Source organism: Acinetobacter sp. YH1901141, from assembly GCF_013416935.1.
GTDB classification, from domain to species: Bacteria; Pseudomonadota; Gammaproteobacteria; order Pseudomonadales; family Moraxellaceae; genus Acinetobacter; species Acinetobacter towneri.
Genome location: NZ_VPEY01000004.1, coordinates 77,913 through 104,719 on the forward strand (window position 1 = coordinate 77,913; position 26,807 = coordinate 104,719).

23 protein-coding genes are annotated in these 26,807 nt (G+C 42.1%); 6 read left to right on the plus strand and 17 right to left on the minus strand.

The window, feature by feature from the left end:
- Window positions 1-160: 160 nt before the first annotated feature.
- From tatC to rdgB, 4 genes are all read right to left on the minus strand, one after another.
- Complete coding sequence (gene tatC / locus FTV52_RS03840; protein ID WP_004974811.1) at window positions 161-946, minus strand: twin-arginine translocase subunit TatC; 786 nt, start codon at window positions 944-946, stop codon at window positions 161-163.
- The gene (tatB, locus tag FTV52_RS03845) at window positions 943-1,413 is read right to left on the minus strand and encodes a Sec-independent protein translocase protein TatB (RefSeq protein WP_179989941.1); all 471 of its coding nucleotides are present in this window, start codon (window positions 1,411-1,413) and stop codon (window positions 943-945) included. The genes tatC and tatB overlap by 4 nt, the downstream gene beginning before the upstream one ends.
- Window positions 1,414-1,431: 18 nt before the next feature.
- Window positions 1,432-1,656, minus strand: coding sequence for a Sec-independent protein translocase subunit TatA (tatA, locus tag FTV52_RS03850; protein ID WP_004974820.1), 225 nt, complete (start codon window positions 1,654-1,656; stop codon window positions 1,432-1,434).
- Window positions 1,657-1,825: 169 nt separating this feature from the next.
- Window positions 1,826-2,452 (minus strand): RdgB/HAM1 family non-canonical purine NTP pyrophosphatase, encoded by a 627-nt coding sequence (gene rdgB, locus FTV52_RS03855; RefSeq protein ID WP_004974822.1) that lies wholly within the window; start codon window positions 2,450-2,452, stop codon window positions 1,826-1,828.
- A gap of 127 nt (window positions 2,453-2,579) precedes the next feature.
- On the opposite strand from rdgB, the gene FTV52_RS03860 reads away from it, so the two are divergent.
- Window positions 2,580-2,828, plus strand: a complete 249-nt coding sequence (locus FTV52_RS03860; RefSeq protein WP_179989942.1) for a cytoplasmic protein — start codon at window positions 2,580-2,582, stop codon at window positions 2,826-2,828.
- A gap of 50 nt (window positions 2,829-2,878) precedes the next feature.
- On the opposite strand, the gene FTV52_RS03865 is transcribed toward FTV52_RS03860, so the two are convergent.
- The 8 genes from FTV52_RS03865 to FTV52_RS03900 all read right to left on the minus strand — a co-directional run bounded on the left by FTV52_RS03865 (window position 2,879) and on the right by FTV52_RS03900 (window position 13,903).
- Window positions 2,879-3,469, minus strand: coding sequence for a tetratricopeptide repeat protein (locus FTV52_RS03865; RefSeq protein WP_070153255.1), 591 nt, complete (start codon window positions 3,467-3,469; stop codon window positions 2,879-2,881).
- Window positions 3,466-4,059, minus strand: coding sequence for a methionine biosynthesis protein MetW (gene metW, locus FTV52_RS03870; RefSeq protein ID WP_004974832.1), 594 nt, complete (start codon window positions 4,057-4,059; stop codon window positions 3,466-3,468). Before metW ends, FTV52_RS03865 begins: the two co-directional genes overlap by 4 nt.
- A complete protein-coding gene (locus FTV52_RS03875) occupies window positions 4,059-5,219 on the minus strand; it encodes a homoserine O-acetyltransferase (protein WP_004974835.1) in 1,161 nt (386 codons plus the stop codon). Before FTV52_RS03875 ends, metW begins: the two co-directional genes overlap by 1 nt.
- 93 nt (window positions 5,220-5,312) lie before the next feature.
- On the minus strand, window positions 5,313-7,010 hold the full coding sequence (gene leuA, locus FTV52_RS03880; protein ID WP_104852560.1) for a 2-isopropylmalate synthase: 1,698 nt from the start codon (window positions 7,008-7,010) through the stop codon (window positions 5,313-5,315).
- A 235-nt stretch (window positions 7,011-7,245) separates the two neighbouring features.
- Window positions 7,246-8,346, minus strand: a complete 1,101-nt coding sequence (locus FTV52_RS03885; protein WP_179989944.1) for an alpha-hydroxy acid oxidase — start codon at window positions 8,344-8,346, stop codon at window positions 7,246-7,248.
- A complete protein-coding gene (locus FTV52_RS03890) occupies window positions 8,343-9,026 on the minus strand; it encodes a Fe2+-dependent dioxygenase (RefSeq protein WP_179989946.1) in 684 nt (227 codons plus the stop codon). The genes FTV52_RS03885 and FTV52_RS03890 overlap by 4 nt, the downstream gene beginning before the upstream one ends.
- A 159-nt stretch (window positions 9,027-9,185) precedes the next feature.
- Window positions 9,186-11,420 (minus strand): catecholate siderophore receptor Fiu, encoded by a 2,235-nt coding sequence (locus tag FTV52_RS03895; RefSeq protein WP_179989948.1) that lies wholly within the window; start codon window positions 11,418-11,420, stop codon window positions 9,186-9,188.
- A 293-nt stretch (window positions 11,421-11,713) separates the two neighbouring features.
- Window positions 11,714-13,903: a TonB-dependent receptor domain-containing protein gene (locus tag FTV52_RS03900; RefSeq protein WP_070153237.1), complete on the minus strand. Its 2,190-nt coding sequence runs from the start codon at window positions 13,901-13,903 to the stop codon at window positions 11,714-11,716.
- 265 nt (window positions 13,904-14,168) lie between these two features.
- Here FTV52_RS03900 and tig point away from each other — a divergent pair, with 265 nt between their 5' ends.
- The 4 genes from tig (at window position 14,169) to FTV52_RS03920 (ending at window position 18,545) form a co-directional block, all read left to right on the plus strand.
- Window positions 14,169-15,500, plus strand: a complete 1,332-nt coding sequence (tig, locus tag FTV52_RS03905) for a trigger factor (protein ID WP_168417894.1) — start codon at window positions 14,169-14,171, stop codon at window positions 15,498-15,500.
- A 190-nt stretch (window positions 15,501-15,690) separates the two neighbouring features.
- The gene (gene clpP / locus FTV52_RS03910) at window positions 15,691-16,296 is read left to right on the plus strand and encodes an ATP-dependent Clp endopeptidase proteolytic subunit ClpP (RefSeq protein ID WP_179989950.1); all 606 of its coding nucleotides are present in this window, start codon (window positions 15,691-15,693) and stop codon (window positions 16,294-16,296) included.
- Window positions 16,297-16,325: 29 nt separating this feature from the next.
- Window positions 16,326-17,636 carry an ATP-dependent protease ATP-binding subunit ClpX gene (gene clpX / locus FTV52_RS03915; protein WP_004974856.1) on the plus strand — a complete coding sequence of 437 codons (1,311 nt, stop codon included), beginning with the start codon at window positions 16,326-16,328 and terminating at the stop codon, window positions 17,634-17,636.
- Window positions 17,637-17,828: 192 nt separating this feature from the next.
- A complete protein-coding gene (locus tag FTV52_RS03920; RefSeq protein WP_179989952.1) occupies window positions 17,829-18,545 on the plus strand; it encodes a DUF2846 domain-containing protein in 717 nt (238 codons plus the stop codon).
- 102 nt (window positions 18,546-18,647) lie between these two features.
- Here FTV52_RS03920 and FTV52_RS03925 read toward each other — a convergent pair whose 3' ends face one another.
- The gene (locus tag FTV52_RS03925; protein ID WP_004974861.1) at window positions 18,648-20,174 is read right to left on the minus strand and encodes a fumarate hydratase; all 1,527 of its coding nucleotides are present in this window, start codon (window positions 20,172-20,174) and stop codon (window positions 18,648-18,650) included.
- Between the two features lie 236 nt (window positions 20,175-20,410).
- On the opposite strand from FTV52_RS03925, the gene FTV52_RS03930 reads away from it, so the two are divergent.
- Window positions 20,411-21,022: a class I SAM-dependent methyltransferase gene (locus FTV52_RS03930; protein ID WP_026438429.1), complete on the plus strand. Its 612-nt coding sequence runs from the start codon at window positions 20,411-20,413 to the stop codon at window positions 21,020-21,022.
- A gap of 114 nt (window positions 21,023-21,136) precedes the next feature.
- Here FTV52_RS03930 and pta read toward each other — a convergent pair whose 3' ends face one another.
- The 4 genes from pta to FTV52_RS03950 all read right to left on the minus strand — a co-directional run bounded on the left by pta (window position 21,137) and on the right by FTV52_RS03950 (window position 26,754).
- Window positions 21,137-23,278, minus strand: a complete 2,142-nt coding sequence (gene pta, locus FTV52_RS03935; protein WP_004974865.1) for a phosphate acetyltransferase — start codon at window positions 23,276-23,278, stop codon at window positions 21,137-21,139.
- Window positions 23,279-23,333: 55 nt separating this feature from the next.
- Complete coding sequence (locus FTV52_RS03940) at window positions 23,334-24,551, minus strand: acetate/propionate family kinase (RefSeq protein ID WP_096901391.1); 1,218 nt, start codon at window positions 24,549-24,551, stop codon at window positions 23,334-23,336.
- Between the two features lie 340 nt (window positions 24,552-24,891).
- Window positions 24,892-25,302: a hypothetical protein gene (locus FTV52_RS03945; RefSeq protein WP_026438428.1), complete on the minus strand. Its 411-nt coding sequence runs from the start codon at window positions 25,300-25,302 to the stop codon at window positions 24,892-24,894.
- A 186-nt stretch (window positions 25,303-25,488) separates the two neighbouring features.
- The gene (locus tag FTV52_RS03950; RefSeq protein ID WP_131260781.1) at window positions 25,489-26,754 is read right to left on the minus strand and encodes a glutamate-5-semialdehyde dehydrogenase; all 1,266 of its coding nucleotides are present in this window, start codon (window positions 26,752-26,754) and stop codon (window positions 25,489-25,491) included.
- Window positions 26,755-26,807 lie beyond the last annotated feature (53 nt).

Consider the following 26,807-nt stretch of genomic DNA (forward strand, 5'->3'; position numbering starts at 1 on the left):
CAAATTGCTTAGTCGTTTGAAAGTTATATGTAAATTAGTGGCTAAACATGACATGCGGGTTAAGCTTATGTGTCAAACTGATTAAATCCGTTCAGTTCTGATCTACACGCACAAAAAAAGAAGCAACCATGTGCTTCTTTTTAAAATTCAATATTTTAGATTAGCTGTGACTGACTCGGCGCTTCTCAATTAATTTGCCAAAAAACAAACCAATTTCAAACAGCATCCACATCGGAATGGCAAGCATGATCATCGATAAAGCGTCTGGCGGTGTGACAAACATGGCCACAAAAAAACAGCCAACAATAATAAAGCGACGTTTTTCAACCAAAGTTTGCGTAGACACGACACCAATCATAATCAGCAAAAGTGTGACAATTGGAATCTCAAAGGTAAAACCAAAAACCAAAAACAGCTTCAAACAAAACGTAAGATAGCTATTAATGTCGGTCATCGGGGCGACTGTTTCAGGGGAAACGCTAATGAAAAAGTGCAGAATGGATGGCAAGGCGACAAAGTAAGCAAAGCTAATTCCGATATAGAACAAGCAAATACTGCCGATCAGCAAAGGCAGCGCCAAACTTTTTTCTTTTTCATATAACGCTGGTTTTACGAATGCCCAAATCTGATACAAAATAAATGGCATCGCAATGAACAGCGCGACAAAAAAGTTTAGTTTAAACGGCGCCATAAAGGTTGCGGTAACATCAGTCGCAATCATGGTTGATGTATGTGGCAACTGTGCACGTAATGGTTCCGACAATACTTGATAAGTTTTATTGGCAAAGGGCAATAAACAGAAGAATAAGGCAAGAATAAGCCCTACAATTTTAAAAAGATGATTACGCAGCACCATCAAGTGCTTGGTAATTGGCATTTCTTCTAATGCGGCTTGCTCTGCCTTCACAGGCAAATGTGAAAGCTCAGAAGCGTTTGATTGGCTCATACTGCAACCTTCATTTCAGTATAGGGCGCTGTAGTATGTTGTAGCGCAGATAAATTTGAATGTGATGTCATTTTAGTTTTAGGGAGTAACACCGCAGAGGTTTTTTCAGTATTTAAAACCAAGGTGTAATGATGCTGTTGTAAGGTATTTTTTGATACGGCATGCGGGGAATGTGTGCTTTTTGCAGTTGTATCTTCAAATATTTTTTCTTGCTGCATTTCATGCATTTGTGCTTGCATCTTTGCTTCAAGTTCCTGAATACGCGCCATTTCTTGCTGCATTTGCTCGCGTAATTCAGATAAACGCAATTCGCGGTCAATGTCATTTTGAACATTACTGACCATACGTTTAATTTTAGCGTACCACTTGCCGACAAAACGCGTTGCTTCAGGGAGTTTTTCAGGACCCAGCACCAATAATGCAATGATGCCGAAAATCAGCAGTTCCGTCATTCCAATATTGAGCATAATCTCAAACCCTCAGCCTTAATGCTTTACAGTCGAATTTACATCACTGCTATTGGCTTGATGTTCAATCGTACGAGGTTCTTTCAGTTGCGCCGCTTCTGCCTCATCATCTTTTATTGATTTTTTAAAATCTTTGACCGCGCCACCTACATCTTTACCTAAGTTTTTAAGCTTAGATGTACCAAATAATAAAATGACCACAATTGCAAAAATCAGCACGTGCCAAATAGATAATCCTGCCATGATTTAGACCTCTCAATAGTTGAGCCTATCTCAACAGGTCTGTATGACAATGCGGTGACGAATGTGTTGCGATTTGACGACAAGGGATGTTTGACCTGATTTGTAAAGCTTGAAAATAAAACAGCCCGTGTTTGAAAACGGGCTGTAAGATCAATCACATCTGTTAAATCTAAGCTTGTAAACTTGCTTTAAACAGTTGCATCGCCTGACCACGGTGACTGATTTTATTCTTTTCTGCTTTCGACATTTCTGCGCTCGACACTCCCAATTCAGGCAACCAAAAGAGCGGGTCATAGCCAAAACCATTTTCACCACGAGCTTCTGCTAAAATCTCGCCTTTCCAAATACCTTGGAAAATTTGTGGTAATGGATCATCGGCATGTTCAACCAAAGCCAAAACACAAACAAACATACCTTCAATTGCTGCGCCGTCTTGACGTAGTGGTTTGAGTTTATTCAAAAGTTTTTCATTGTTGGCTGCATCATTGCCATGTTCGCCTGCAAAACGTGCAGAATAAATCCCCGGTGCGCCGCCTAAAATAGGCACACATAAACCAGAGTCATCTGCAATGGCAGGCTTTCCTGAAATTTTTGCGGCATGGCGTGCTTTTAAAATGGCATTTTCAACAAAGCTCAAACCATCTTCAACAGCATCTTCAATATTTAGTTGACCTTGCGGAATCACTTGCACAGGCAAGTCTAATTGCGCAAACAGGGTTTCAAATTCTGCAATTTTTCCCTTGTTATTGCTTGCTAAAACCAAAGTACCTTGAGCACGCCAATCAGTTGCAGCCATAATTCAGATCTTAATTCAAAATAATCTTGGATATTTTAACGGATTTTGCAGACTTAAAAGTTTAATCTTAGATAGATTTGTTTTAATACATACCAATTATGCTGAGATATAAAAAAATAGGGGAATCATGATGAGCAAAATTTCAGAGATCTACCGTTATTCGAGTCAGCACCGTACATTATTGCAGCAAAGTGAGCGTTCTGGCTGTTTTTACTGTCTGGAAACTTTTGCTTATAGCGAAATTGAAGATTGGTGTGATGATGAGCAAACCGCAATTTGTCCGCATTGTGGTATAGATGCGGCATTAGGTTCTGCTGCAGTAGAAGAATTCAGTCCTGAACTGCTACAGGCCATGCAGGCAGTTTATTTCGGATAAAACAAAAAGCACCCGAAGGTGCTTTGAGATCACTTCAAACGTAGTTAAATTTATTGCGCTTGAATCCATTGGTCTGCGCGGTCACGTGCTTGACGAATTTGTTCTTGAGTTAAGTTAGCTGCCAAAGCGGTTTTCTTACCTTCAGACAAAGAAATTACTTTATTGTCGAGCATGCCATCACGGGTAGATAACTCATACCACTGATACGCACCCATATAGTTTTTCTTTTGTTCTTCCATCATGGCAAGGTTAAAGCTGGCACGGTTATCACCACGGCTAGCCGCCTTTTCAAAATATTGACGTGCTAAGACTTCGTCTTTTTTCGTGCCAATACCATCTGCCAACATACGACCTACATTTAATTGCGCAGCCGATAAACCTTGATCTGCCGCAGCTTTGTACCAAGCAAACGCTTGACGGCTGTCTTGTTGAACGTCTTTACCTTGTTGATATTTTGTCGCTAAGTAAAATTGTGCGCCTGCCTGACCTGCTTTGGCTGCTTTAATCAAGCCATTAATATCCATGGTTGAATATTGAGCCGCTTGGCTCGCTACAGAAGATGATGGTGAAACATAATCTGCATGGGCTTGAATGCTCAACAGTCCAACCAATAGCGTGGTGCTTAATAATAGTTTTTTCATAGAGCGCTCACTCGATAAATTGCGACTTCACCAAACAAATTAGGCAGATGCTTACTGAGTAAACTATCTTGTTGATTCCCATTCACGGCAAGTCGGTTAATGATGCGAATATTATTTTCGGCACAAAGTGCCTCAAAATCACGAAACGTACACAAATGAATATTTGGGGTGTTGTACCACATATAAGGTAATGCATCTGAAACAGGCATTTTCCCTTTTAAGGCAAGAAAAGAGCGAGTCTTCCAATGCGCAAAGTTCGGAAAGGTAATAATTGCCTGTTTACCCACACGTACCATATCTCTTAATAATACGTCAGGTGCATCTACTGCTTGCAAGGCTTGTGCCATGACCACATAGTCAAAAGACTGGTCTGCAAAACGGCTAAGCCCCAAATTCAAGTCTTGTTGGATGATATTTAACCCGCGACTGATCGCAATTGCAATCTTTTCTTGATCAATTTCTAATCCGTATGCACGAATATTATGCTGTTTGCTCATGTGTGCCAACAGTTCACCATCGCCACAACCCAAATCGAGTACTTTAGAATTGGGTTTAATCCACTTTTCGGCAAGTTGCTGATCAAGACGCATTACACGGCCTCCTGTGGGGTTGCTTGAAGATGTTCTGTTCCGCCCAAGAATGCACGCATGGCTTTCACGTACAGTGGAATTGGGAACAAGAACGAGTCGTGTCCTTGTTCGGCATCAATATCTAAATAGCTGACAGGTTTATGATTGCTAATTAGCGCATCCACAATTTCCTGCGAACGCTCAGGGCTAAAGCGCCAGTCGGTGGTAAATGACACCACTAAAAACTTGCATTTTGTATTCGCCATGGCTTTTTGTAAGGATTGCTCGTATTCACGTGCAGGATCAAAATAATCGAGTGCCTTGGTCATAATTAAATAAGTATTGGCATCGAAGTTACGGCTAAATTGCTCGCCTTGATAGCGTAAATAGCTTTCGACCTGAAATTCGACATCAAAACCATACATAAATTTGCCTGATTTTAAGTCACGACCAAATTTCTGTTTCATGGCCTCTTCAGACAAATAGGTGATATGTCCGACCATGCGTGCCAAAATCAATCCACGTTTTGGATAGCTGTCATGTTCCAAATAACGCCCATGATGAAAATCTGGGTCAGATAAAATGGACTGACGTGCGACTTCGTTAAAGGCAATATTTTGTGCAGACAGTTTTGGTGCACTGGCAATAATCACGCATTTTTTCAGACGGTCAGGATAATCTACCGACCACTGCAAGGCCTGCATACCACCCAAAGAGCCGCCAATAATCGAATACCAGACCTCAATGCCTAAACGATCAGACAGCATGGCTTGGGTTTTTACCCAATCTCGCACCGTAACTAACGGGAAGTCTGGGCCATAAGGACGGTTGTCATTTTCAGGGTTAGGCGATGTGGGGCCAGTAGAACCGTTACAGCCGCCAATATTGTTTAGCGCCACCACAAAGAAACGACTGGTATCAATGGCTTTTCCAGGGCCAATACAGGCATCCCACCAACCTGCTTTTTTATCATCGGCATGATGATAACCCGCAGCATGGTGATGCCCTGATAGTGCATGACAGATCAGAATCGCATTGGATTTATCGGCATTGAGCGTGCCGTAGGTTTCGACCATCAGTTCGAAGCGGGGTAGAACACGGCCACATTCGAGCTCTAGGGGTTCTTCAAATTGGAACTTTTCTGGAACAACAATGCCTACTGAGTCAGCTGGAAAAGACACGGGAATAATTCGCCTTAAATCCTGAGGATGAATAAACAAAAGGATACCACTTGGGGTATCCTTTTCAAAATGCTTTTATGCGTTTGCAGCGCTTTAAACTGCGGCAGCAACCACTTGATCCGTGCTTAATACACCTTGCTCAATCAAGCGATTTGTACAAGCAATGATCGCATCAATTGATGAAGTCACAATGTTGTCATGAACCCCTGCACCAAATGCAGATTTACCTGTGCCTTTCACTTGCAATTCAATTAAAGCCAACGCTTTTGCATGTGCACCCGAGCTAATGCTGCGCTCTTCGTAGTTCAAGACATCAATTGGCAATTGCAATGCGTTTAAAATCGCTGAAATTGGGCCATTGCCTTCGCCACGTAAGTGCTGCGTTTCACCATTTACTACAACATCTAGTTCAATGACCTGATTGCCATTTTCATCAGACAATTTGTAGTTTTGTGTTGCATATTGTGCATCTTTTACCGCAACGTAAGTTTCTTTAAACAAGTTCCAAATTTCGCTTGCGCTAATTTCTGTACCTTGTTCATCGGTACGTTGTTGCACAATTTGCGAGAATTCGATTTGTAAACGACGCGGCAAAGTCACGTTGTAGTTCGATTCTAACAAGTAAGCAATACCGCCTTTACCCGATTGTGAGTTGACACGAATCACTGCGTCATAGTCACGACCTAAATCTTTCGGGTCAATTGGCAAGTAAGGCATATCCCAAATTTCTTCATTTTTCTGGAACTCAAAACCTTTCTTAATTGCGTCTTGGTGTGAACCAGAGAATGCAGTAAAGACTAAGTCACCTGCGTACGGATGACGAGGGTGTACTGGCAAGCCTGTGCATTCTTCAACTGTTGCAATAATTTCGTTGATGTTTGAGAAATCCAACTCTGGTGCAACACCTTGGGTGTACATGTTCAACGCAATCGCAGCAACGTCTACGTTACCTGTGCGCTCACCGTTACCAAATACACAACCTTCTACACGGTCTGCACCCGCCATGATGGCCAATTCAGAAGCGGCAATACCACAACCACGGTCATTGTGACAGTGTACTGAAATGATCACACCATCACGACGCTCAATATTGCGGTGCATCCATTCAACTTGGTCTGCATACACGTTTGGTGTAGACACTTCCACTGTTGCAGGCAAGTTTAAAATGACTTTATTGGTTGGCGATGCTTCCCAAATTTCAGTTACCGCATCACAAACATCTTTAGCCACTTCTAACTCAGTTGCAGTGAAACATTCTGGGCTGTACTGGAATACCCACTCAGTTTCAGGCTGTTTTGCTGCATATTCTTTTACTTTGGTTGCAGCGTTGATGGCCAATTGTTTGGCACCCGCAACATCTACATTCAAGACTTTTTGGCGGAAGGTAGGCGAGTTGGCATTATAAATATGCACAATTGCACGTTTTGCACCTTGTAAAGATTCAAAAGTACGTGCGATTAAATGGTCACGTGCTTGTACCAATACTTCAATATATACGTCATCTGGAATATGACCTTCTTCAATCAATTTACGCGTGAAATCGAAGTCAACTTGAGATGCCGATGGGAAACCAATTTCGATGTGTTTAAAACCAATTTTCACAAGCATTTGGAACATTTTGAATTTTTGTTCAATGTTCATTGGCTCAAAGATCGCTTGGTTACCGTCACGTAGGTCGGTACTCATCCAGATTGGCGCTTTGGTAATTTCGTTATTTGGCCATTGGCGGTCTGGTAAGTCGACACGCTGGTACATACGACGGTATTTTTTGCTTGGATCTGCCAACATCATGTGAAAACTCCTTGAATAGTAGCGGTTGCATCGGTCGTGGATAACGGCAACTTACTATAAATATAGATTGTGTCTATTCTATCAATTTACAAGCTATTTTCAGGAGACTATCGCTAAAAGTCGAATCATGGCACTTGTAAACCAATATCTGTATGTTAATGGATCTGCAAGGGTAATAATTCCCTGTTTTTTACAAATATAGCCATACCTGTGAAAATTTTTTCTGTTATTTGTTTTATTTCTGATAAATATAACTGTTGTTAATCTGTTCAATGCTGCTTGTTCCCATAAGTGCCATGCTCACTTCAAATTCTTCTTTTAAGAGCTTGATGCTATGCGCTGCCCCTAATGCACCAGCAACTGCCAAGCCATAAATATATGGCCGTCCAATTAATACTGCATTTGCCCCTAGGGCTAATGCTTTAAAAATATCTGTGCCACGGCGGATACCACTGTCCAATAGAATAGGGAAATCGTGCGGTAAAATTTTTCGGATAGTACTTAAAACTTGAATTGGACTGACTGCGGTATCTAAAACTCGACCACCGTGATTAGACACAATAATCCCTTGTACGCCGTATTGATACGCCTGTTGTGCATCGGCAGGGTGTAAAATACCTTTGAGTAAAATAGGGAGCGGGCTGCGTTGTACCAGCCAAGCAATATCTTCCCATGTGGCGGCTTGCTGCATTAAGCCATCAAATAGAGCATGCTGATTGTCTTTGAGGGTTGCTGTACTCACAGGATGATGATGCACTGCCTGAATATGTGCGGGTAACTGAAAGTAAGCACGACGTTCACGATCTCGAATACCCATGTGCGGTGCATCTACAGTCAGAACAATGGCTTGATAGGCATAATGTTGCGCTTGAAAAATCAAATCCAAAGCGGCTTCACGGCTGCCTTGCCAATATAGCTGAAACCATTTTGGCGCAGAAGAAACCTGATTAAGCGTTGCCATTGGGGTGGTGCTTAAATGACTGAGAATCATGGGTGCTTGCATAGCGGCGGCGGCTTGCGCTGTAGCAATTTCCCCCTGCGGGTGAAATAGCTGTTGATAAGCCACGGGGGCTAAAAAAATCGGGTGTGGATAGTGTTTGCCTAAAAGTTGAATCTGCGTATTGGCATCTTTAAAAGAATTTAAGTGACGTGGTAATAATTGAATATTGGCAAAAGCAGTTTGGTTGTTATTTAGACTGTATTCATCGCCCGCAGCGCCTTCTAAATTGGCCCATGTGGCTGCATTTAAATGTAGTTGTGCCTGTTTTTGATAGTCGGCAATGGTTTGTAAATGTGGGGGAATATGGTTTAAGGCTGCTAATGGCGTGGTATTCATAATTGACTCCATTGACGAATCAAATTGTGATAGTGCGCAGTCAGGGACAATACTTCTGCTGTATCTCCAAGTTGTTGACGCAATTGCAAAATAGTCATATCTAAATTGAACAACATACTGCGTTGCCAGTCATCTTTGACCATACTTTGACACCATGTAAATGCTGCAATTCTTTGACCTGCGGTGACAGGTTCGACTCTATGTAAACTGGTGGCAGGGTATACGATGGCATCGCCTGCATTGAGTTTAACCGCATGGCTACCGTAACTATCTTCAATGATCAGTTCACCGCCCTGATATTCTTCAGGCTCACTTAAAAATAGGGTCATGGATACATCGGTGCGAATCGGGCGTCGTACTTGTGCACAATATTGCACGGCATTATCGACATGATTGCCATAAGTTCCTGTGTTTTGATAACAATTGAACATGGGTTGCAGAATGTGCAGCGGCAAGGCAAAGGACTGCAATAAAGCCTGTTGTTTTAGTGCACTGAGGATGTCTTGTGACAGAGTTACATAGCTCGGATGCTGCAGGTCAAATTGTAAATTCTGTTTAATTTTCTGTGCTTGTGCGCCTGCACTGAATTGACCATTTTGCCATGCAGCTGCAGTGTCCAATTCAGCGCGAATCTGTTGGACTTGCACTTTGCTAAGAACTTCTGGAATGTGAAGCATCATATTGATTCTTCCTGTGAAAGTTATAATTCAAAAAATTGAATACTCGACATTATGGTTCAGCATAAAAAGTTCGAGCGATATGTACTATGAAAGCGACTCATCGCCCGAACCAATCTATATAGCCTCTTTTGAGCCGTGCTATAGATTTATTGCAATTACTTAGAACTTGTAATTCAAGCTAAGTGCTGCTGAGCGTGGCTGTCCAAGAACCACACGACCACCACCATTGTTGAGGGTGCTGATATATTCTTTATCGGCAAGGTTGTAGAGGTTGAGATTTAGTGAAGCATGCTTGTTAAAGTTGTAGCCTGCTAAGGCATCAAATACGACATAGCCTGGAATATTTGGCATGTTGGCAGGTGCGTTGCTGTCAGTCACAACACGTTTTTGTTCATCGACATAGCGAGCACCTAAACCAAATTTAAAGCCCGCCCAGTCGTAGGTTGACCATAAGCTTGCAGTCCATTCAGGTGACCAGCGTTCAGATAATGTTGTGCTACTCGATGAGCGTTGATTCAGTTGTTTAACTTTCATGTGGGCAACGCCTGCAGAAACATTCCAGGCATCGGTAATTTGACCTACAGCACTTAGCTCAACACCATCGACACGTTTTTTGCCTTCCTGCACGGCAAGCTGGGAAATCGGATCAATGGTCGATTGATTTTCATTTTCTGTGCGATACGCTGCAGCAGCCACAGCCAGTTTGCCTTGCAATAACTCCCATTTGCTGCCTAATTCATAATGATGGGTTTCTTGAGGCTGCGCATTAATGGCGTCATTGCCTGATTCAGACAGCGTGAAGTTGGTGCTGCCGGGTGGCGTTAGTGATTTTGCATACGCAGCGTAAATACTGCTATTTAATGTAGGCTTATATACAGCGCCAAGTTTCCAGCTGAACAGCGTATCGTGGGTGCTGAGATCGGCAGCCACCAAAGCATTTCCTCCACGTGGCAGAGTAAGTCCCTGATAATCGGTTTCATAATAATCTACACGCACGCCGCCGTTCAGTTGAAAACGCTCTCCAAATTTTAGAGTATCAAATAAATATGCGGCTGCCGTTTGGGTTTCACCATCGGTATAACCGCCATTATAAATAAGCGCTGGCATGGCTTGATTGCGGTCTGGGTGATAAAGATTGGCCCACGGTGTATCGGCAGTGGCTTCGCCAGGCATCTGGGTTGCCATGAGTTTGCTAGATTGCTGTTCTTTTAAAAACTCCATACCTGCAACAACATCATGCTGTACTGCCCCCGTTTTGACACTCCAGTTTAAAGTGCTTTGATTGGCCAGAATTTTATTTTCTTGATCGACGCCTTGGCGGGAGCGGTTCACTTCCCATTCGGCAGGGTTTGATGAACCATTGGTTCGAAGACCATTTGCACCTGTATTGATGCCTGTTAAAACCCGATTCATGTGGGTTTTCGCTACACGGGTGATATTGGTCAGTTTGAGTTGATCGGTTAAATCACTTTCAATTTTTGCGGTGAACATATCAGCATCGACATCTTCATAGTCATTGACATGACCATAAAAGTTTTCCCGATTGACTTTAGGTGCAGTCGCTAACAGCGAGTCTGAGTTATAAAAGCCCTGCATGCCGATTGTTGGAATACCACCATCTGGAATATTGCGCTGTCTGATGTGTTGAGAATACAAATATAAACGAGTGGCCGTGTTTAATCCGAAAGCAAGAGAAGGGGCGATGGCATAACTGTTATTTTCGATATAGTCACGTCCTTCCACACCACCTTCTTGCCCCATCATGTTCAGACGAAATGCCGTATTGGGGTTGATGACTTGGTTAATGTCTGCTGAGAGTCGGGCATGTTTTGCGGTGTTATAGCTGGCAGAAATTTCCTGACTGTTTTCACTTTGCGGTAATTTACTCACCAAATTGATATAACCCGAAGCCGCACCACGACCTGCTTCTGAACCTGATGGGCCTTTGACCACTTCAATTTGATCAAGGTTAAAGACATCACGGCTGATAGCACCTAAATCTCGAATACCATCGACATAAGTTGAGGTTTGGGTAGAAAAACCTCGCATTTGAAAGGCATCGCCTGCGCTGGTATTACCATTTTCACCAAGTTGCAGGGTAATGCCTGGAGTGTTGCGTAAGGCTTCAACCAACGAGGTTGCACCTTGCTCCTGCAAAATTTCTTTTTTAATTACAGATATGGTTTGTGGAGTATCCAACAACGGCTGTGTGTATTTTGCAGAGCTTAAACTGTCTGCCTTGTATTTGCTTTCGGCTTCTGATTTAACCGTAATGGTAGGTAAGTGGGTGACGTCATCTTCAGGGCTTGCGGCATGTGCAAGTAGTGGAAGAGAGGCGGCTAAAGCCATCAGTTGCGCAGAGCGATTGTGTTTGCGGCTTTTGATCTGTGCCATTTATGGTAGTTCCCTAAATGTAAACCAACAGGAGGCCACGCTTTATTCAGCGTTTTTAGTTCAAGATGAATAAAGTGTGAAGTTGTTGTTATGACGTCTATAACAAGTGTTGCTAATTGTATTGAGAATCATTATCAACAACAATGTGTGGGATGACACTTTCTTTTGATTCTTATTTGAAAATAATAATCATTATCAATATTTTTATTTAATAAAACGATGTAAACGTGAAAGGCTTGGGAATAAAGACAGAAAACCCTGCCGAAGCAGGGTTTGAGAAATATAAAGCGAGTTTAGAATTTAAAGGTTGTACTCAATTGAACACGGCGACCTTCTTGGGTGTTGCTGTGGCGGTTGTAATAACTGCCATCAATTAGTTCGTAATCGGTAAAGTCTTTATCAAAAACATTGTACAGTGCGACACCAATATCCCAATTATCGTTTACGGTAAAATTAGAGCCAATATGGAATAAGGCATAAGATTTAAAGTCACCTAATTCATCATAAACCTTTTGGTTGGCAGCAGTTAAGTTTTCATAAGTTGATGTAAAACGAGCACGCTCACTTCGGTATTCACCACGAGCCCATAGATTCACGTAATCAGCTGCTTGCCATTTTAAAGAAGCATTTACAATATGTTCAGGAGTATCGTTTAAAGGTGGATTACCCAACTTGGAATCTTTAATTTCGGTTTCTGTCCAAGTGTAATTTAGACCAAATTTCCAAGCAGGGATAAACTCCCAATTGAAACCAGTTTCGATTCCATAAACCTCGGCTTCTTCTGCGTTAGTTGGACGAGTAACATTCCATGAGTCTGCTCGTGTTTGCCCTTTGCTTTTATAATAATCCATGGTCCACGGTGTTCCAATGGAGTCCATAAATGCTTCACAAGCTGCTTTATTGGTATCTGTGTCACATTTTAGTTCAGCATTACCATTTACAATTTTATCTTCTACCTGACTATAGAAGGCAGTAATGTTGGCATCAAAATTATCGTTATTATTGAAATATGCAGCTAACTCAAAGTTGTTGCTCGTTTCTGGCTTTAAATTAGGATTACCAAAAACTGGGTTACGTCCCTGGCCGCTGACATTATAAATACCATTGGTTAAGCGTTCTAAACGTGGTGCTTTATATCCTTCAGAATATCCGCCTTTAAATGTCCAATTGTCATTTGCATTCCAAACGAGGTACGCACGAGGTGTCCAAAAATCACCAAAAGTGCTGTGATCATCAAAACGTAGACCTAAAGTCAGAGCTAAGCTATCCGTTAATGCCCAAGTATCTTCTGCAAACAAACCGAGTTGATCAAAAGAAACTTCTTTATTCACACGTAAGCCGTCTTTAATGCTTGCATCCCACCATTGACCGCCTAGTGTTATGTTGTGCCCACTAAAGTGTTGTGTGGTGAACTTTGTATCAAAAATAGTATCTTCACTCTCAAGTAAGCGAGGTGTGACAGTTTTTGACAAATTCTGAGCACGTGCTGGAATTAAACGTCCTACAGTTTCGGTCTGAGTATTGCTAATACTTGAATCCAAAGTACCAATATCGGTACGCCAAGTATGAGCTAGAACTACTTTTTCACGATTATATTCTTGAGAGGAGTTATATCCTCCATCTGCACCTAAAGTACCCAATTGCCCTTTACTATTGTCATACCATTGTTCGGTTTGCTCATATTCAGCAGAAATATCATGATTATCATTAGGTGTTAGTGTTAGGCGAACACCAAGAGTTTCTAAATCAGATTTGGTTGGGCTGTTACCTTGAGATAACTCGGTATCTGAATTGGCATCTGGGGTTATATGAGATTGATCACGCTCCGCTTTACGGCCACGTAATTGAATACCAAGTAAATTTTGAATTAATGGACCAGTAACGTAGGCATCTACTGAGCGTTGATTGCCAAAATCTGAATAGTTTGGGTTAATTGTCCCTTCGAGTGTGACAGCACCTGTCCATTCTGGTGAAACTTTTTTGGTGATAATATTAACGACACCGCCAATGGCATCTGAGCCATAAAGGGTAGAAGCGGGTCCTCGGATAATTTCAATTCGCTCAACTGCAGAAATTGGCGGAATGAAACTGTTATTCGATTCACCAAAACCATTAGGGGTAATATCACCTGTACTGTTTTGGCGGCGGCCATCAATCAGTACCAACGTGTATTCAGCATCCATCCCGCGAATACGAATATTTAGTCCGCCTGTTTTTCCTGCTGTTGGACTAATATCAACCCCTTCCACATCAACTAAGGCATCAGCAATGGAGTTGATACGTTTATTTTTTAAATCTTCTGCGCTAATGACCGTAATTGATGCAGGCGCATCCTTAATTTTTTGTTCAAAACCTGCCGCTGAAACCACAATTGTGGAAAGTTGGTGGGTTGAAGTCGAATCGGTAGAGGTATTTGCGAAAACAGCAGTAGAGGTTGCCCCAAGTAATGCAAGACACAGCGGGTGTAGGTTGAACTTAGCCATAAAATTATATCTCTAATATGAATCAATGATCCTAATTCAGACCTATATGGTAATTAGAATCATTCATGAAGGAGTTGGTTAATAATAATGATAAGGATTCTTATTTACAACAAGAAGTATACACAAAGTTGAAAATTTACAGAAAATAGCGTGACGATTAAAAAAATTCAGTCGAGATCAGAACGTATTTTGTATATCCTTTAATGTTGTCATATAATGTGGCACTTTTTTATAAACTGTTATTACTAACTATATCGAGGAAGCCATGCAAGTAACTTCTGAAGCGGTTTCGGGCGTTGCCCGTCGTTTAAATGTATCTGTACCGACGAGCCGTATTAACGAGCAGTTTGAAGCTCGCTTGAAACGCACTGCCAAAACTGTGAAGATCAACGGCTTCCGTCCAGGTAAAGTGCCTGTAAACGTTGTTCGTCGTGAATACGGTGCGGGTATTTATCAAGAAGTGGTGAACGACATTATTCGTGACACCGTTTTTGAAGCAATCCAACAAGAAAAAATCAACGCTGTTGGTATGCCAAATATCGAAAAAACTGAAATGAAAGACGACGCTTTAGTTTACGAAGCGACAGTTGAAGTTTATCCAGAAGTTGAAGTGAAATTTGAAGGTTTAGAAGTTGAACGTAAGTCTTCAGAAGTGAACGACAAAGACGTTGAACAAATGCTTGAAAATCTTCAAAAGCAACGTGCTTCTTGGGCAGAAACCAAAGGCATGGCGAAAAAAGACATGCAAGTGACTTTTGACTTTGAAGGCACTGTAGATGGTGAGAAGTTTGAAGGCGGTGCAGCTGAAGACTTTAAATTAGTACTTGGTTCTGGTCGCATGATTCCTGGTTTTGAAGATGGCATCGTGGGCATGAAAAAAGGTGAAGAGAAAGTGATTGATGTAACTTTCCCTGAAGACTACCAAGCAGCAAACCTTGCAGGTAAAGCAGCTCAATTCAAAATCACTGTGAAACTTGTTGAAAAGCAAAAACTTCCAGAAATTGATGCTGAATTCCTACAAATCTTCGGTATTTCTGAAGAAGATGGCGTAGACAAATTAAAAGCTGACGTTCGTAAAAACATGGAACGTGAAGTGAAAAATGGTTTACGTAACCAAGTGAAAGGCGCAACTTTTGATGCACTCGTTGCGGCAAACGAAGTTGAACTTCCAGCAGCGATGGTTGCTCAAGAAGTTGACCGTCAACGTCAGCAAATGATTCAGCAATTCACTCAGCAGTTTGGTGCGCAAGGTGCAAAAGCATTTGACTCAAGCATGCTTCCAGATGAATTGTTCAAAGAACAAGCTGAAAAATCTGTAAAACTAGGCGTATTGGTCAGCAAAGTATTGGCAGATGCTAAACTTGAAGTTGACCAAGCACGTGTAGATGCTTACATCGAAGATATGGCTTCTTCTTATGAAGATCCAAACGAAGTGATTGAATACTTCAAAAATGACAAACAACAGCGTTCACAAATCGAAGCAGTTGTTTTAGAAGATCAGGTTGTAGATCACATCTTGGCTTCTGCAAAAGTGACTGATACATCTGTAAGCTATGAAGACTTATTGAAAGAGCAACAAGCTCGTCAACAAGGCTAATAGGCTTTAGGTAAAAAAGGCGCTTTGTGCGCCTTTTTTATTGCATCGCAGTTTTTGGGTTTTTCACAGATCGACAACATTTAACTCAAAATATCTACGATTTAAGCTGTGAATATTTTGCAATTTAGACAATTATCCCTCATATTGTGAACATGAGTCGTGTCACAAGAATTTAGGAATAAATAACCATATGTATGTTCCAACAATTGAAAATGCTTTAGTGCCCATGGTGGTTGAACAATCCTCTCGTGGTGAGCGTTCTTTTGATATTTATTCACGTCTTTTACGTGAACGTGTCATTTTTTTGACGGGTGAAGTCGAAGATAATATGGCCAACTTAATTGTGGCGCAGATGTTGTTTTTAGAAGCAGAAAACCCGGATAAAGATATTCACCTATACATTAACTCACCAGGCGGTTCAGTGACTGCAGGTATGGCAATTTACGATACCATGCAATTTATTAAACCAGACGTCGTGACTTACTGTATGGGACAAGCAGCATCTATGGGTGCATTCCTGTTAAATGCAGGCGCAAAAGATAAGCGTTACTGTCTTGAGAATGCCCGCGTTATGATTCACCAACCATTGGGTGGTTTCCGTGGTCAGGCATCAGATATTGAAATTCATGCGCGTGAAATTCTATTCATTAAAGAGCGTTTGAACCGTTTAATGGCAGAACATAGTGGTCAGGACTATGAAACTGTCGCAAGAGATACCGACCGTGACAACTTCATGACTGCGCAGGCAGCGAAGGAATACGGTCTTGTGGATGAAGTTTTAACAAAACGTCCATAAGTTTTAAAGATTGAGATATTGGAGTGACTATGTCCGAACATCCTCAGGGACAAAAACATTGTTCATTTTGCGGTAAAACGCAGTCTGAAGTCGGGAAGCTGATTGCAGGCGAGGACGCATACATCTGTAATGAATGTGTGGACGTATGCTTAGACTTGGTTCAGACCAGTCAACAAGTTGAGTCGGGTGATTGGGCAACACGTCCATTGCCAAAACCACATGAAATTCGTGCTGCGCTTGATCAGTATGTAATTGGTCAAGATACTGCGAAAAAAACCTTATCGGTTGCAGTATATAACCATTACAAACGCCTAAAAGTGAGCAATCAGGCGCATAAAGCAGGCGATGCTGTCGAAATCTCAAAAAGTAACATCATGTTGGTAGGTCCAACGGGTTCGGGTAAAACCTTACTTGCACAGACCTTAGCACGTCTATTAGATGTGCCTTTTGCAATGGCAGATGCCACGACTTTAACCGAAGCGGGTTATGTGGGTGAAGATGTCGAAAACATCGTGCAAAAGCTGTTGCAAAAAGCCGATTACGATGTAGAAAAAGCACAAAAAGGCATTATCTACATTGATGAAATTGACAAGATCACGCGTAAGTCTGAAAACCCATCAATTACTCGTGATGTGTCTGGTGAAGGTGTTCAGCAAGCCTTGCTCAAAATGATTGAAGGCACGGTGGCTTCTATTCCGCCTCAAGGTGGACGTAAGCATCCGCAGCAAGAATTCATTCAAATTGATACTTCAAATATCTTGTTTATTTGCGGTGGCGCATTCTCTGGTTTAGAGAAAATTGTGCAGCAACGCCAAGAAAAAGGCGGCATTGGTTTTACGGCAGACGTGAAGAAAAAAGATGAAGGCAAGAAATTGTCTGATTTATTTCGTCAGGTAGAAGCAACCGATTTGGTGAAATTTGGCTTAATTCCAGAGTTCATTGGTCGTTTGCCTGTAATTGCAACGCTAGACGAGCTAGATGAAGATGCATTGATGCAAATTCTGACCGAGCCGAAAAATGCCTTAACCCGTCAATATCAATACTTATTCGAGATGGAAAATGTCGATTTAGTCTTTGAAGATGCGGCATTACGTGCAGTGGCGAAAAAAGCCCTTGAACGTAATACAGGTGCGCGTGGTTTGCGTTCAATTCTGGAAAATGCCTTGCTCGAAACCATGTACGACTTGCCAAGCCGTACCGATGTTGGCACAGTGGTAGTGACTGAAGCGGTGATTGAAGAAGGTGCTAAACCTGAATTTCAGACCGAACGTCAGCCTCAAACAGAAGAACCTGCAGCAGAAAAAATTGACTTAAAAGTATTAGACAGCAAAACTGCTTAATACGCTATTCGTCTGAAACGTGCCGAAACGCTAGGTTTCGGCACGTTTTTTATTGTCAAAAAAATCAAGGCAGTGTTAATCTTAGACCTAGGCGTGGATGCCCATTATTCAAAACAACAATTGCAAAATGAATTTGCAGCGTGATTTCAAAAACGTGATTTACAAAAATAAGAAACGCAGTGAGGGATAGACATGCGTGGTGTCGCAATCTTGGTCGTGACCAGTTTAATGTTGCTGGGATGTCATGGCAAAAAAAACGTGGTGCAACAAACGCAACCACCTAGTACCTTAAAAGTTTTAGATTTAGAACAAAAACCTGGTTTTGTAGAACAACACCGTTTGGGCATGATGACCATTGGTGGTTGGGTCAATCAAAAACTAGGGCAAAATTTTAAACCTGTTCAGGCACAACATGCCGATGCTGCCATCGTGTATTTATATCGTCCAGATTCTAAATGGAATAGACAGGAAATTGTCGCGGCTAGTATGTTTATCAACAAACATCGGATTCCAAGTTTATTGCACAATCATTATTACTGGGTTGAACTGGCACCGGGCGCGTATCGTCTGAGTGTGAGTCGTCCTTTGGGTGCATTACATTTCCAAAAACCAAAGTATTTGGATTTTCAGGTACAGGCAGGGCAGTCGTATTTTATTAAATATGATGAAGAAAACTTGAGTACCCGCAAAGAGGTTTCAGGGCCTTTAATTCTTATGCCTTCAAGTACGGCACAACAGGAAATAGCGTTTACTCAATTGAAAACCGAAAGCTATAACTTTGTCGCGGAAGGTCAAACCACAGGTAAGTTGCGTAAAAAGCCACAAAAAATCAAGCATGAGAAATATGACCCTGCGGAAGATGTGCACTTAACCCAACCCTTTAAATTGTGGGATCCGAGAACGTGGTAAGGTTTTGCATCTTTATCTCATGCATTGCTTTTATTTATTTCCAGTAAGCATAAAAAAGCACCCAATGTTGGGTGCTTTTTCGCTTATTACTAAATTGGAATATTATTCTGCTGCAGCATCTACAACGGGAATCTTGCCAATTTTAGCTTGCCAGATTTTTGGTGCAATCGCGTGGATAGATGTACCATTGACATCTACCGCAACAGATACAGGCATATCTTCAACTTTGAATTTGTAGATTGCTTCCATACCTAAGTCTTCAAAAGCAACCACTTCTGCTTCACGTACTGCTTTAGATACGAGGTAAGCTGCACCACCTACTGCCATGAGGTAAGTCGCTTTGTGGTCTTTGATCGCTTCAATGGCTGCAGGACCACGATCTGCCTTACCAATCATACCGAACAAACCAGTGTGTTCTAAGACTTGGCGGGTGAATTTGTCCATACGGGTTGCCGTTGTTGGACCTGCAGGGCCAACGACCTCATCACCAACAGGATCGACAGGGCCAACGTAGTAAATGAATTTGCCTTTTAAGTCGACTGGTAATTCTTCACCATTGTTGATCATGTCGACCATGCGCTTATGTGCAGCATCACGACCTGTGTAAATCGTACCGTTTAATAACAACGTATCGCCCGGCTGCCAAGAGTTCATTTCTTCTTGAGTAATGTTGTCTAAATCTACACGTTTAGATTTAGAAGAATCCCAAGTTACTTCTGGGTAGTCTTCAAGTTTAGGTGCTTGAATATGGGCTACACCTGAACCATCTAACTGGAAGTGTGCGTGACGAGTTGCAGCACAGTTTGGAATCATACCCACTGGTTTGCCTGCAGCGTGGCAAGGGTAGTCTTTAATTTTAATATCAAGAACTGTGGTTAAGCCGCCCAAACCTTGTGCGCCAATACCAAGAGCATTCACTTTCTCGAAGATCTCGATACGGAGTTCTTCCATTTTGTTTTGTGGACCGCGACGTAATAATTCGTCCATGTTGATTTCTTCCATAAGTGCTTCTTTTGCAAGCATCATGGCTTTTTCAGCAGTACCACCAATACCAATACCGAGCATACCCGGTGGACACCAGCCTGCACCCATAGTTGGAACAGTTTTAAGTACCCAATCTACAATTGAGTCAGATGGGTTCAACATCGCCAATTTAGATTTGTTTTCTGAACCGCCACCTTTGGCAGCAACTGTAATATCTACTTTGTTACCCGGAACGAGTTTGTAGTGAATTACTGCAGGGGTGTTGTCTTTGGTGTTTTTACGACCAAATGCAGGATCAGCCAATACCGATGCACGAAGTACGTTTGAGTTTTCTAGGTAACCTTGACGTACACCTTCGTTGATTGCATCGTCCAAGCTCATCGTTAAATCAAATTTAACGTCTAAACCCACTTCAAGGAATACGTTTACGATACCAGTATCTTGACAGATTGGACGATGACCTTCTGCACACATACGTGAGTTAATTAAGATCTGTGCAATCGCATCTTTCGCAGCTTTGTTTTCTTCACGATCATAAGCACGGCTCATCGCTTGGATGAAGTCTTGTGGATGATAGTAGGAAATGAACTGAAGCGCGTCTTTGATCGAAGTGATCAAGTCATCTTGCTTGATAATAGTTGTCATATCAAAAATCTCTTGAGCGGGCGGATAGCTAGCGGGCTAAATTATAAGATAAAATGCAGCGATTGTGGGCACTTTGATCAAGCTTTGGGCGAAAGTTTAATATCAGTCGTTAGCTTGAGAGAATTTGTGAAATATCCATAAAATTATGTCGTCAAAACGGGCCATGATTTTGCTGTTTTGTTGGTGCAAATTCAGCTATGTTCAAAGACTTCTTTGGAATGATGTTTGGGGTAAATATGAATGATCACACGCATTTAGCTGCTCAGATTATCCCCATTTATCAACGGCATGCAAAAGCGTGGACAGACTTGCGCGGTCAGTTGTTATATGAAAAAACTTGGCTGGATCGTTTTCTTGCTTATTTGCCTGCGCAGGCCAAAATATTAGATTTGGGCTGTGGTTCGGGGCGTCCTATTGCTGCATATCTATTACAGCATGGGCATCAACTTACAGGAGTAGATAGCGCAGACAGCATGCTGGAGATGGCACGTGAACATTTTCCTGAACAGTGCTGGATTGAAGCCGATATGCGCTCAGTGAACTTGAATCGGTGCTTTGATGGTATTTTGGCGTGGGATAGCTTTTTTCATTTAACGCCAAACGATCAGCGCTGCATGTTCGAGAAATTTGCGCAATGGTCTACCGCCAATACAGTTTTAATGTTTAGCAGTGGACCTGCTGCGGGTGAGGCGATTGGGGAAATGTTTGGTGAAGCACTTTATCACGCCAGTTTGTCGCAGGATGAATATCGGCAATTGTTAAAAGATTATGGCTTTAAAGTTGTGAAAATGCTCGCGGAAGATCAGGACTGTGCAGGGCATACGGTGTGGTTGGTGCAGAGGTTTTAAAAATAGATTGGATGGAGCTAATCAATTTTTGTAGTGATCTGTGAATCTACAGTGTGGAATAAAAAAACCACCCAATTTTTCAATCAGGTGGTTTGTAAAACTTAACTTTACGAATTATTGAGCTGCTTGTTGCTCTGCCTGAATCGCAGTCAATGCAATCGTGAACACAATGTCATCTACCAATGCACCACGTGACAAGTCATTCACTGGCTTGTTCAAGCCTTGTAGCATTGGGCCAACACTCACCACGTTAGCAGAACGCTGTACTGCTTTATACGTCGTGTTACCTGTGTTCAAGTCAGGGAAAATGAACACATTGGCGCGACCTGCAACTTGAGAGTTTGGTGCTTTAGAGCGACCAACACTTTCAACCGATGCTGCATCGTACTGTAATGGGCCATCAATCAGTAAGTCAGGACGACGTTGTTTCGCAATTTCAGTCGCTTTCGCTACTTTTTCTACGTCAGCACCTGCACCCGAAGTACCAGTTGAGTAAGAAATCATGGCAATACGTGGGTCAATACCAAACGCTTTTGCAGAGTCAGCAGATTGAATCGCAATTTCAGCCAATTGTTCAGCATCTGGGTCTGGGTTAATCGCACAGTCACCGTACACATATACTTCATCTGGTAACAGCATAAAGAATACTGAAGATACCAATGAATAATCAGGTGCAGTTTTAATGAGCTGGAATGCGGGACGAACTGTATTGGCTGTAGTATGCACAGCACCAGACACCAAACCATCAACCTGATCAAGTGCTAACATCATCGTACCTAATACGACAGTGTCTTGCAGCTGTTCACGTGCTTGATCGTCAGTAAGTTTGCCTTTACGCATCGCAACCATTTTTTCGACATAGTTTTCACGAATCAAGTCAGGATCAATGATTTCTAAGTCGTGTGGAAGCTCAATACCGCGTGCTTTGGCAACATCGACTACCGCTTCTGGTTTTGCCAATAATACGCAGTGGGCAATACCACGTGATTGACAAATCGCTGCAGCTTGAACGGTACGTGGCTCATCACCCTCTGGAAGCACGATACGTTTTTTCGCTGCAATAGATTTTTGCACCAATTCATGGCGGAACGCAGAAGGCGATAAACGTGGTTTATGCGTATCGCTGATTAATTGGGTTAACCATTCTGCATTGATGTGACTGGCCACAAAGCGGGTAACTTGTTCTGCACGCTCAGTATCATCTACAGGAATTTCGTTGCTCAGGTTTAATAACTGTTGTGCAGTTTCAAAGGTGCTCAATTTAGTATGTAAAATTGGCAAGCCATTTTTCATTGCTGCTTGGCAGAACTCTAAAGCTTGTGCGCTTGGTGCTTGATGTTCAGTTAACACCAAACCTGCAAGTGGAATACCATTGCTGCTGGCTAAGCTACTGGCAAGCAATACATCGACACGGTCAGAACCACTGATAATCAGCTCGCCTGCAACGAATTTATGCATTTCGTGTTCAATATTCGATGCAATTAAGCTGCTGTGTAATACACGGCGCTGCGCTGCTTCACCTTGGTTAATCCATTCTGCAGAAATGTGTGCAGCCAAGTCCGACATGCGTGGCACACTTAAAGTATTGCTGAATGGCACCAAGCCAATCACTGGCATGCAATCTTTACCAATCATTGGATGTGTAGTTTGAATTTTGCTGACAAACTGGTTGGTGTCGCTAATTAAACGTAAGTTTGGATCAAGCGTAACAGGAATTTGTGCAGAATCTTCTGGTAAACCTTTGGTACGCATAAACAATACGCCCGCAGTACGCTCACAAGTTGCACCACCAAAGAAACGTAATTGATTGTCTACTTTTGACGCTGTTTTAACAGCATTGTTGATGTCGGCATTGCTGACAATAATGACTTTTGCATCAAGTGCTTTAGCCAAATTTGCATTCAATTCAGTTGCAAATGGATCACGTCCGTTTGGCAACACGCCTTCTACAATAATGATATCGTGATGTTTAGAAATTTCACGATGTAAACGAACTGCATCTTCAAGCAATTCGTCATTTTCATCATTTTTTAAACGCTCAGTCAGCGCAGTATAAGAAATCGGCTCAACTGTTTCATGCTTGAACAGGTGACGATACAACGCAGTTGTGCGGTCTGCTTCAGGTTGTAATTCTTGTGAAAAAGGCTTTAAGAAACCTGCTTTTACGCCTTGGCATTCCAAAGCGTAAATTAAACCTAAACATGCTGATGTTAAACCAACACCAATTTCTGTAGGAACCAAAAGTATTGTTTTCATAATTTTTTCTAAATCGTAAAGGGACTGATTGAAAGTGGCTGAGCACTACGATTGCTTAAGCAATCGCAGCGTCACATTCAGACTTTTTTGCAGCTGACTTTAGCTCCTCTGCAACTTGCGCAGTTTCTTTCGCAATACGGCCTTCTTCGTCAGTTGGTACAACCCAAATTTGTGGACCGCCTGTACCTGCATCAATACGACCTTCAGTACCGCGTTTTAAGCTGTCATTGCGTTCTTTGCTGAAGTTAAAGCCAAAGTGTGGCAAGTAAGATACAGTTTTTTCACGGATGTACGCAGAGTTTTCGCCAATACCACCTGTGAAGAATAAGCCATCTAAGCGTGGTAAACCACAGCTAAGTGCAGCTAAAGATTTAGCTAAACGGTAGCAGAATACTTCAATTGCAAGCGTTGCATCTTCGTTGCCTTGTTCAGATGCTTCAATCAGGGTACGCATGTCGTTCGATAAGCCTGACAAACCAAGTAAACCACTTTGGCTGTTTAGCATTTTGTCAATTTTGTAGATATCCCAACCTAAGTTGCTTGCAAGGAAGCTGTGTAAGCTTGGGTCTACATCACCACTACGAGTACCCATCACCAAACCTTCAAGTGGGGTTAGGCCCATCGATGTGTCTACACTTTGACCATTCCAGATTGCACAAGTCGAGCTACCGTTACCCAAGTGAGCAGTTAACCAGCCACCTTGTTTGAAGCTGCCAGCCAACTCTGAACCGCGCTCTGAAACGTATGCGTGACTTGTACCGTGGAAGCCATAACGACGTACGTTGTGGTCGGTATATAAGAATTTAGGCACTGCATAACGGTAAGCGTGAGCAGGCATCGTTTGGTGGAATGCAGTATCAAATACAGCCACTTGCGGAAGTTCTGGGAACAAACGCATTGTTGCTTCAATACCCACCAAGTGTGCAGGGTTGTGTAAAGGTGCAAGCGGAGTTGCTTCACGAATACGTTGCACGATTTCTTCAGTTAATAATTCTGCTTTGGTTAAAGTACCGCCGTGTACAACGCGGTGACCAATGGCTTGTGGCTTATATTGAGATAAGCGACCAAGAATAGTTTCCAATGCTTTTTCATGGTCAGCATGTGGAATAGAAAGTTCGAGCGGCTCACCACCTGCGGTAATGCCTTTAATGCGCGCATCAGCAGAACCTAGATTTTCTGCCAAACCAAAGATACGATCTCCAACGCTTTCAGATACAAGCGCATATTTGATAGAAGAAGATCCGCAGTTAATCACTAATACTGATGTAGTCACTTTTATGTACCCGAATTCTAATTGAAGTTATCCCTAGTCAATCAAGCTGCATTGCAAGATATGGCAAACGGCAATCTATTGTGTTGCAATCTTGATCATTACGTATGTTTTATCATGGGTTTTTTATTGCTCCTAGATAGACTTTAGGAGATTAGACTTAAGCATTATCGACCATGAAATCAGAAATAATTAAAATTTATCAGCCCGAAACTTTCATTTTTTCATGAAATGATGGTCTAAAATTTCTGCTTAATTCCTGTTGTATTCTCTTAACATAGCACACTTCATTCTGCAGGCGAGTGGCAAACTGTTTTAAATTATTTCCTCAATCTTTGTCGGTTTATTTTGATTTGGCAGCGTATTTAATTTCCGACCAACGGACAATCACATAAGCAATCAGTGCCACCATAAAAAACACCAACATCATCCACGCCAAGCCTTGTAAGGTTTCAATAATGGTGCGGTAAATTTCCAATACCCAGCGTTCTTGCGTCAGTTCAATCACAATTCTTTTGTCATTTTCGGCATAGGTGAGTGGGGTAATGTATTTTTCCATATCGTAAATACGAATGCCTGAAGATGTGCCGACCACCATGCCTGCAAATTTGGTGTACTTTGCCCATGCTTCATGAATTGGGTCGTGGATGATACGCGCCAAAATTGCATTGATGGAGCTGGAAAACAGACGCATGACAATGAACGACACCAACAGTGCTAAAGCAAAGGTACTAATAATCAAATAATAAAACATAAGCATCGCCACTCTTTTTGATGATTTTTCTAATCTTGATGGTGTTTTTATTTTAAGTGAGCGTGAGGCAGAAATGTGTAGTGGAACTGTGTCTTAAAACAATGTCTAAAAAATAGAAGGGAATAATGTTCAGCTTCCTGTGAAACTGAACATTATATTTGGATATTGCAAAATTACAGATGGATTTTATTGGCGGATTTGACCATCGCCAAACACGATCCATTTTTGTGAGGTTAAACCTTCCAAACCGACAGGGCCACGGGTATGAATTTTATCGGTAGAGATTCCAATTTCAGCACCTAAACCATATTCAAAACCATCAGCAAAGCGTGTAGAAGCGTTAATCATGACTGAACTAGAATCTACCGCAGCCAAGAATTGACGCGCCAAACTAAAGTTTTCAGTAATAATGGCATCAGTATGATGTGAACCATATTTATTGATATGTTCAATTGCCTCATCAATTCCTGAAACCACTTTAACTGCCAAAATTGGGCCTAAATATTCGGTGTACCAATCTTCTTCGGTTGCTGTTTTAACACTTGTACCCAAAATCTTTTGGGTTGCAGGACAGCCGCGTAATTCGATTTGTTTTTCTGCATATAGTTCGGCAATACGTGGCAAGAATTGTGCGGCAACAGCCTCATCGACCAACAATGTTTCCATGGCATTACAGACGCCATAACGGTGAGTTTTTGCATTCAGGGCAATAGGCAGGGCTTTTTGTAAATCGGCCTGTGCTTCTACAAATACGTGACAGTTACCATCCAAATGTTTAATCACTGGAATACGCGCTTCATTGCTGATGCGTTCAATCAGACTTTTACCGCCACGTGGCACAATTACATCTACATATTCAGACATGGTAATTAATTGCCCAACGGCAGCACGGTCTGAGGTGTTAATCACTTGCACCGATGTTTCTGGCAAGCCTGATGCTTTTAAGCCGTGTTGAATCGCGGCAGCAATCGCTTGGTTAGATTCCAGTGCTTCAGAACCACCACGTAAAATAATCGCATTGCCTGATTTTAATGCCAAAGACGCAGCTTCAAGGGTTACGTTTGGACGTGATTCGTAAATCATGCCCACCACACCTAGCGGTACACGCATTTTGCCCAATTGAATACCAGATGGACGGTAAGCCATATCGGTAATTTCACCAATTGGATCCATGAGACCAATCACATCTTTCAGACCTTGTAACATGCCTTTAAAGCGTGCGGGGTTAAGTTCTAAGCGATCAAGCAGTGCGCTATCCAAGTTGTTGTTACGACCTTTGGTCATATCAATTTGGTTGGCAGCTAAAATAGCGGACTCGCTATTTTCCAATGCCGTATAAATAGCCGATAACGCATTGTTTTTAGATTGGGTAGAAGCGCTTGCTAAGACACGAGAGGCTTGGCGTGCTTGTTGTCCTACCGTTTGCATATATTGTTCAATAGACTCTTGCATAGCGGTTTGATCACTTAGAAATTTCAACTCGATATTAACAGTCTGTGCCTGCA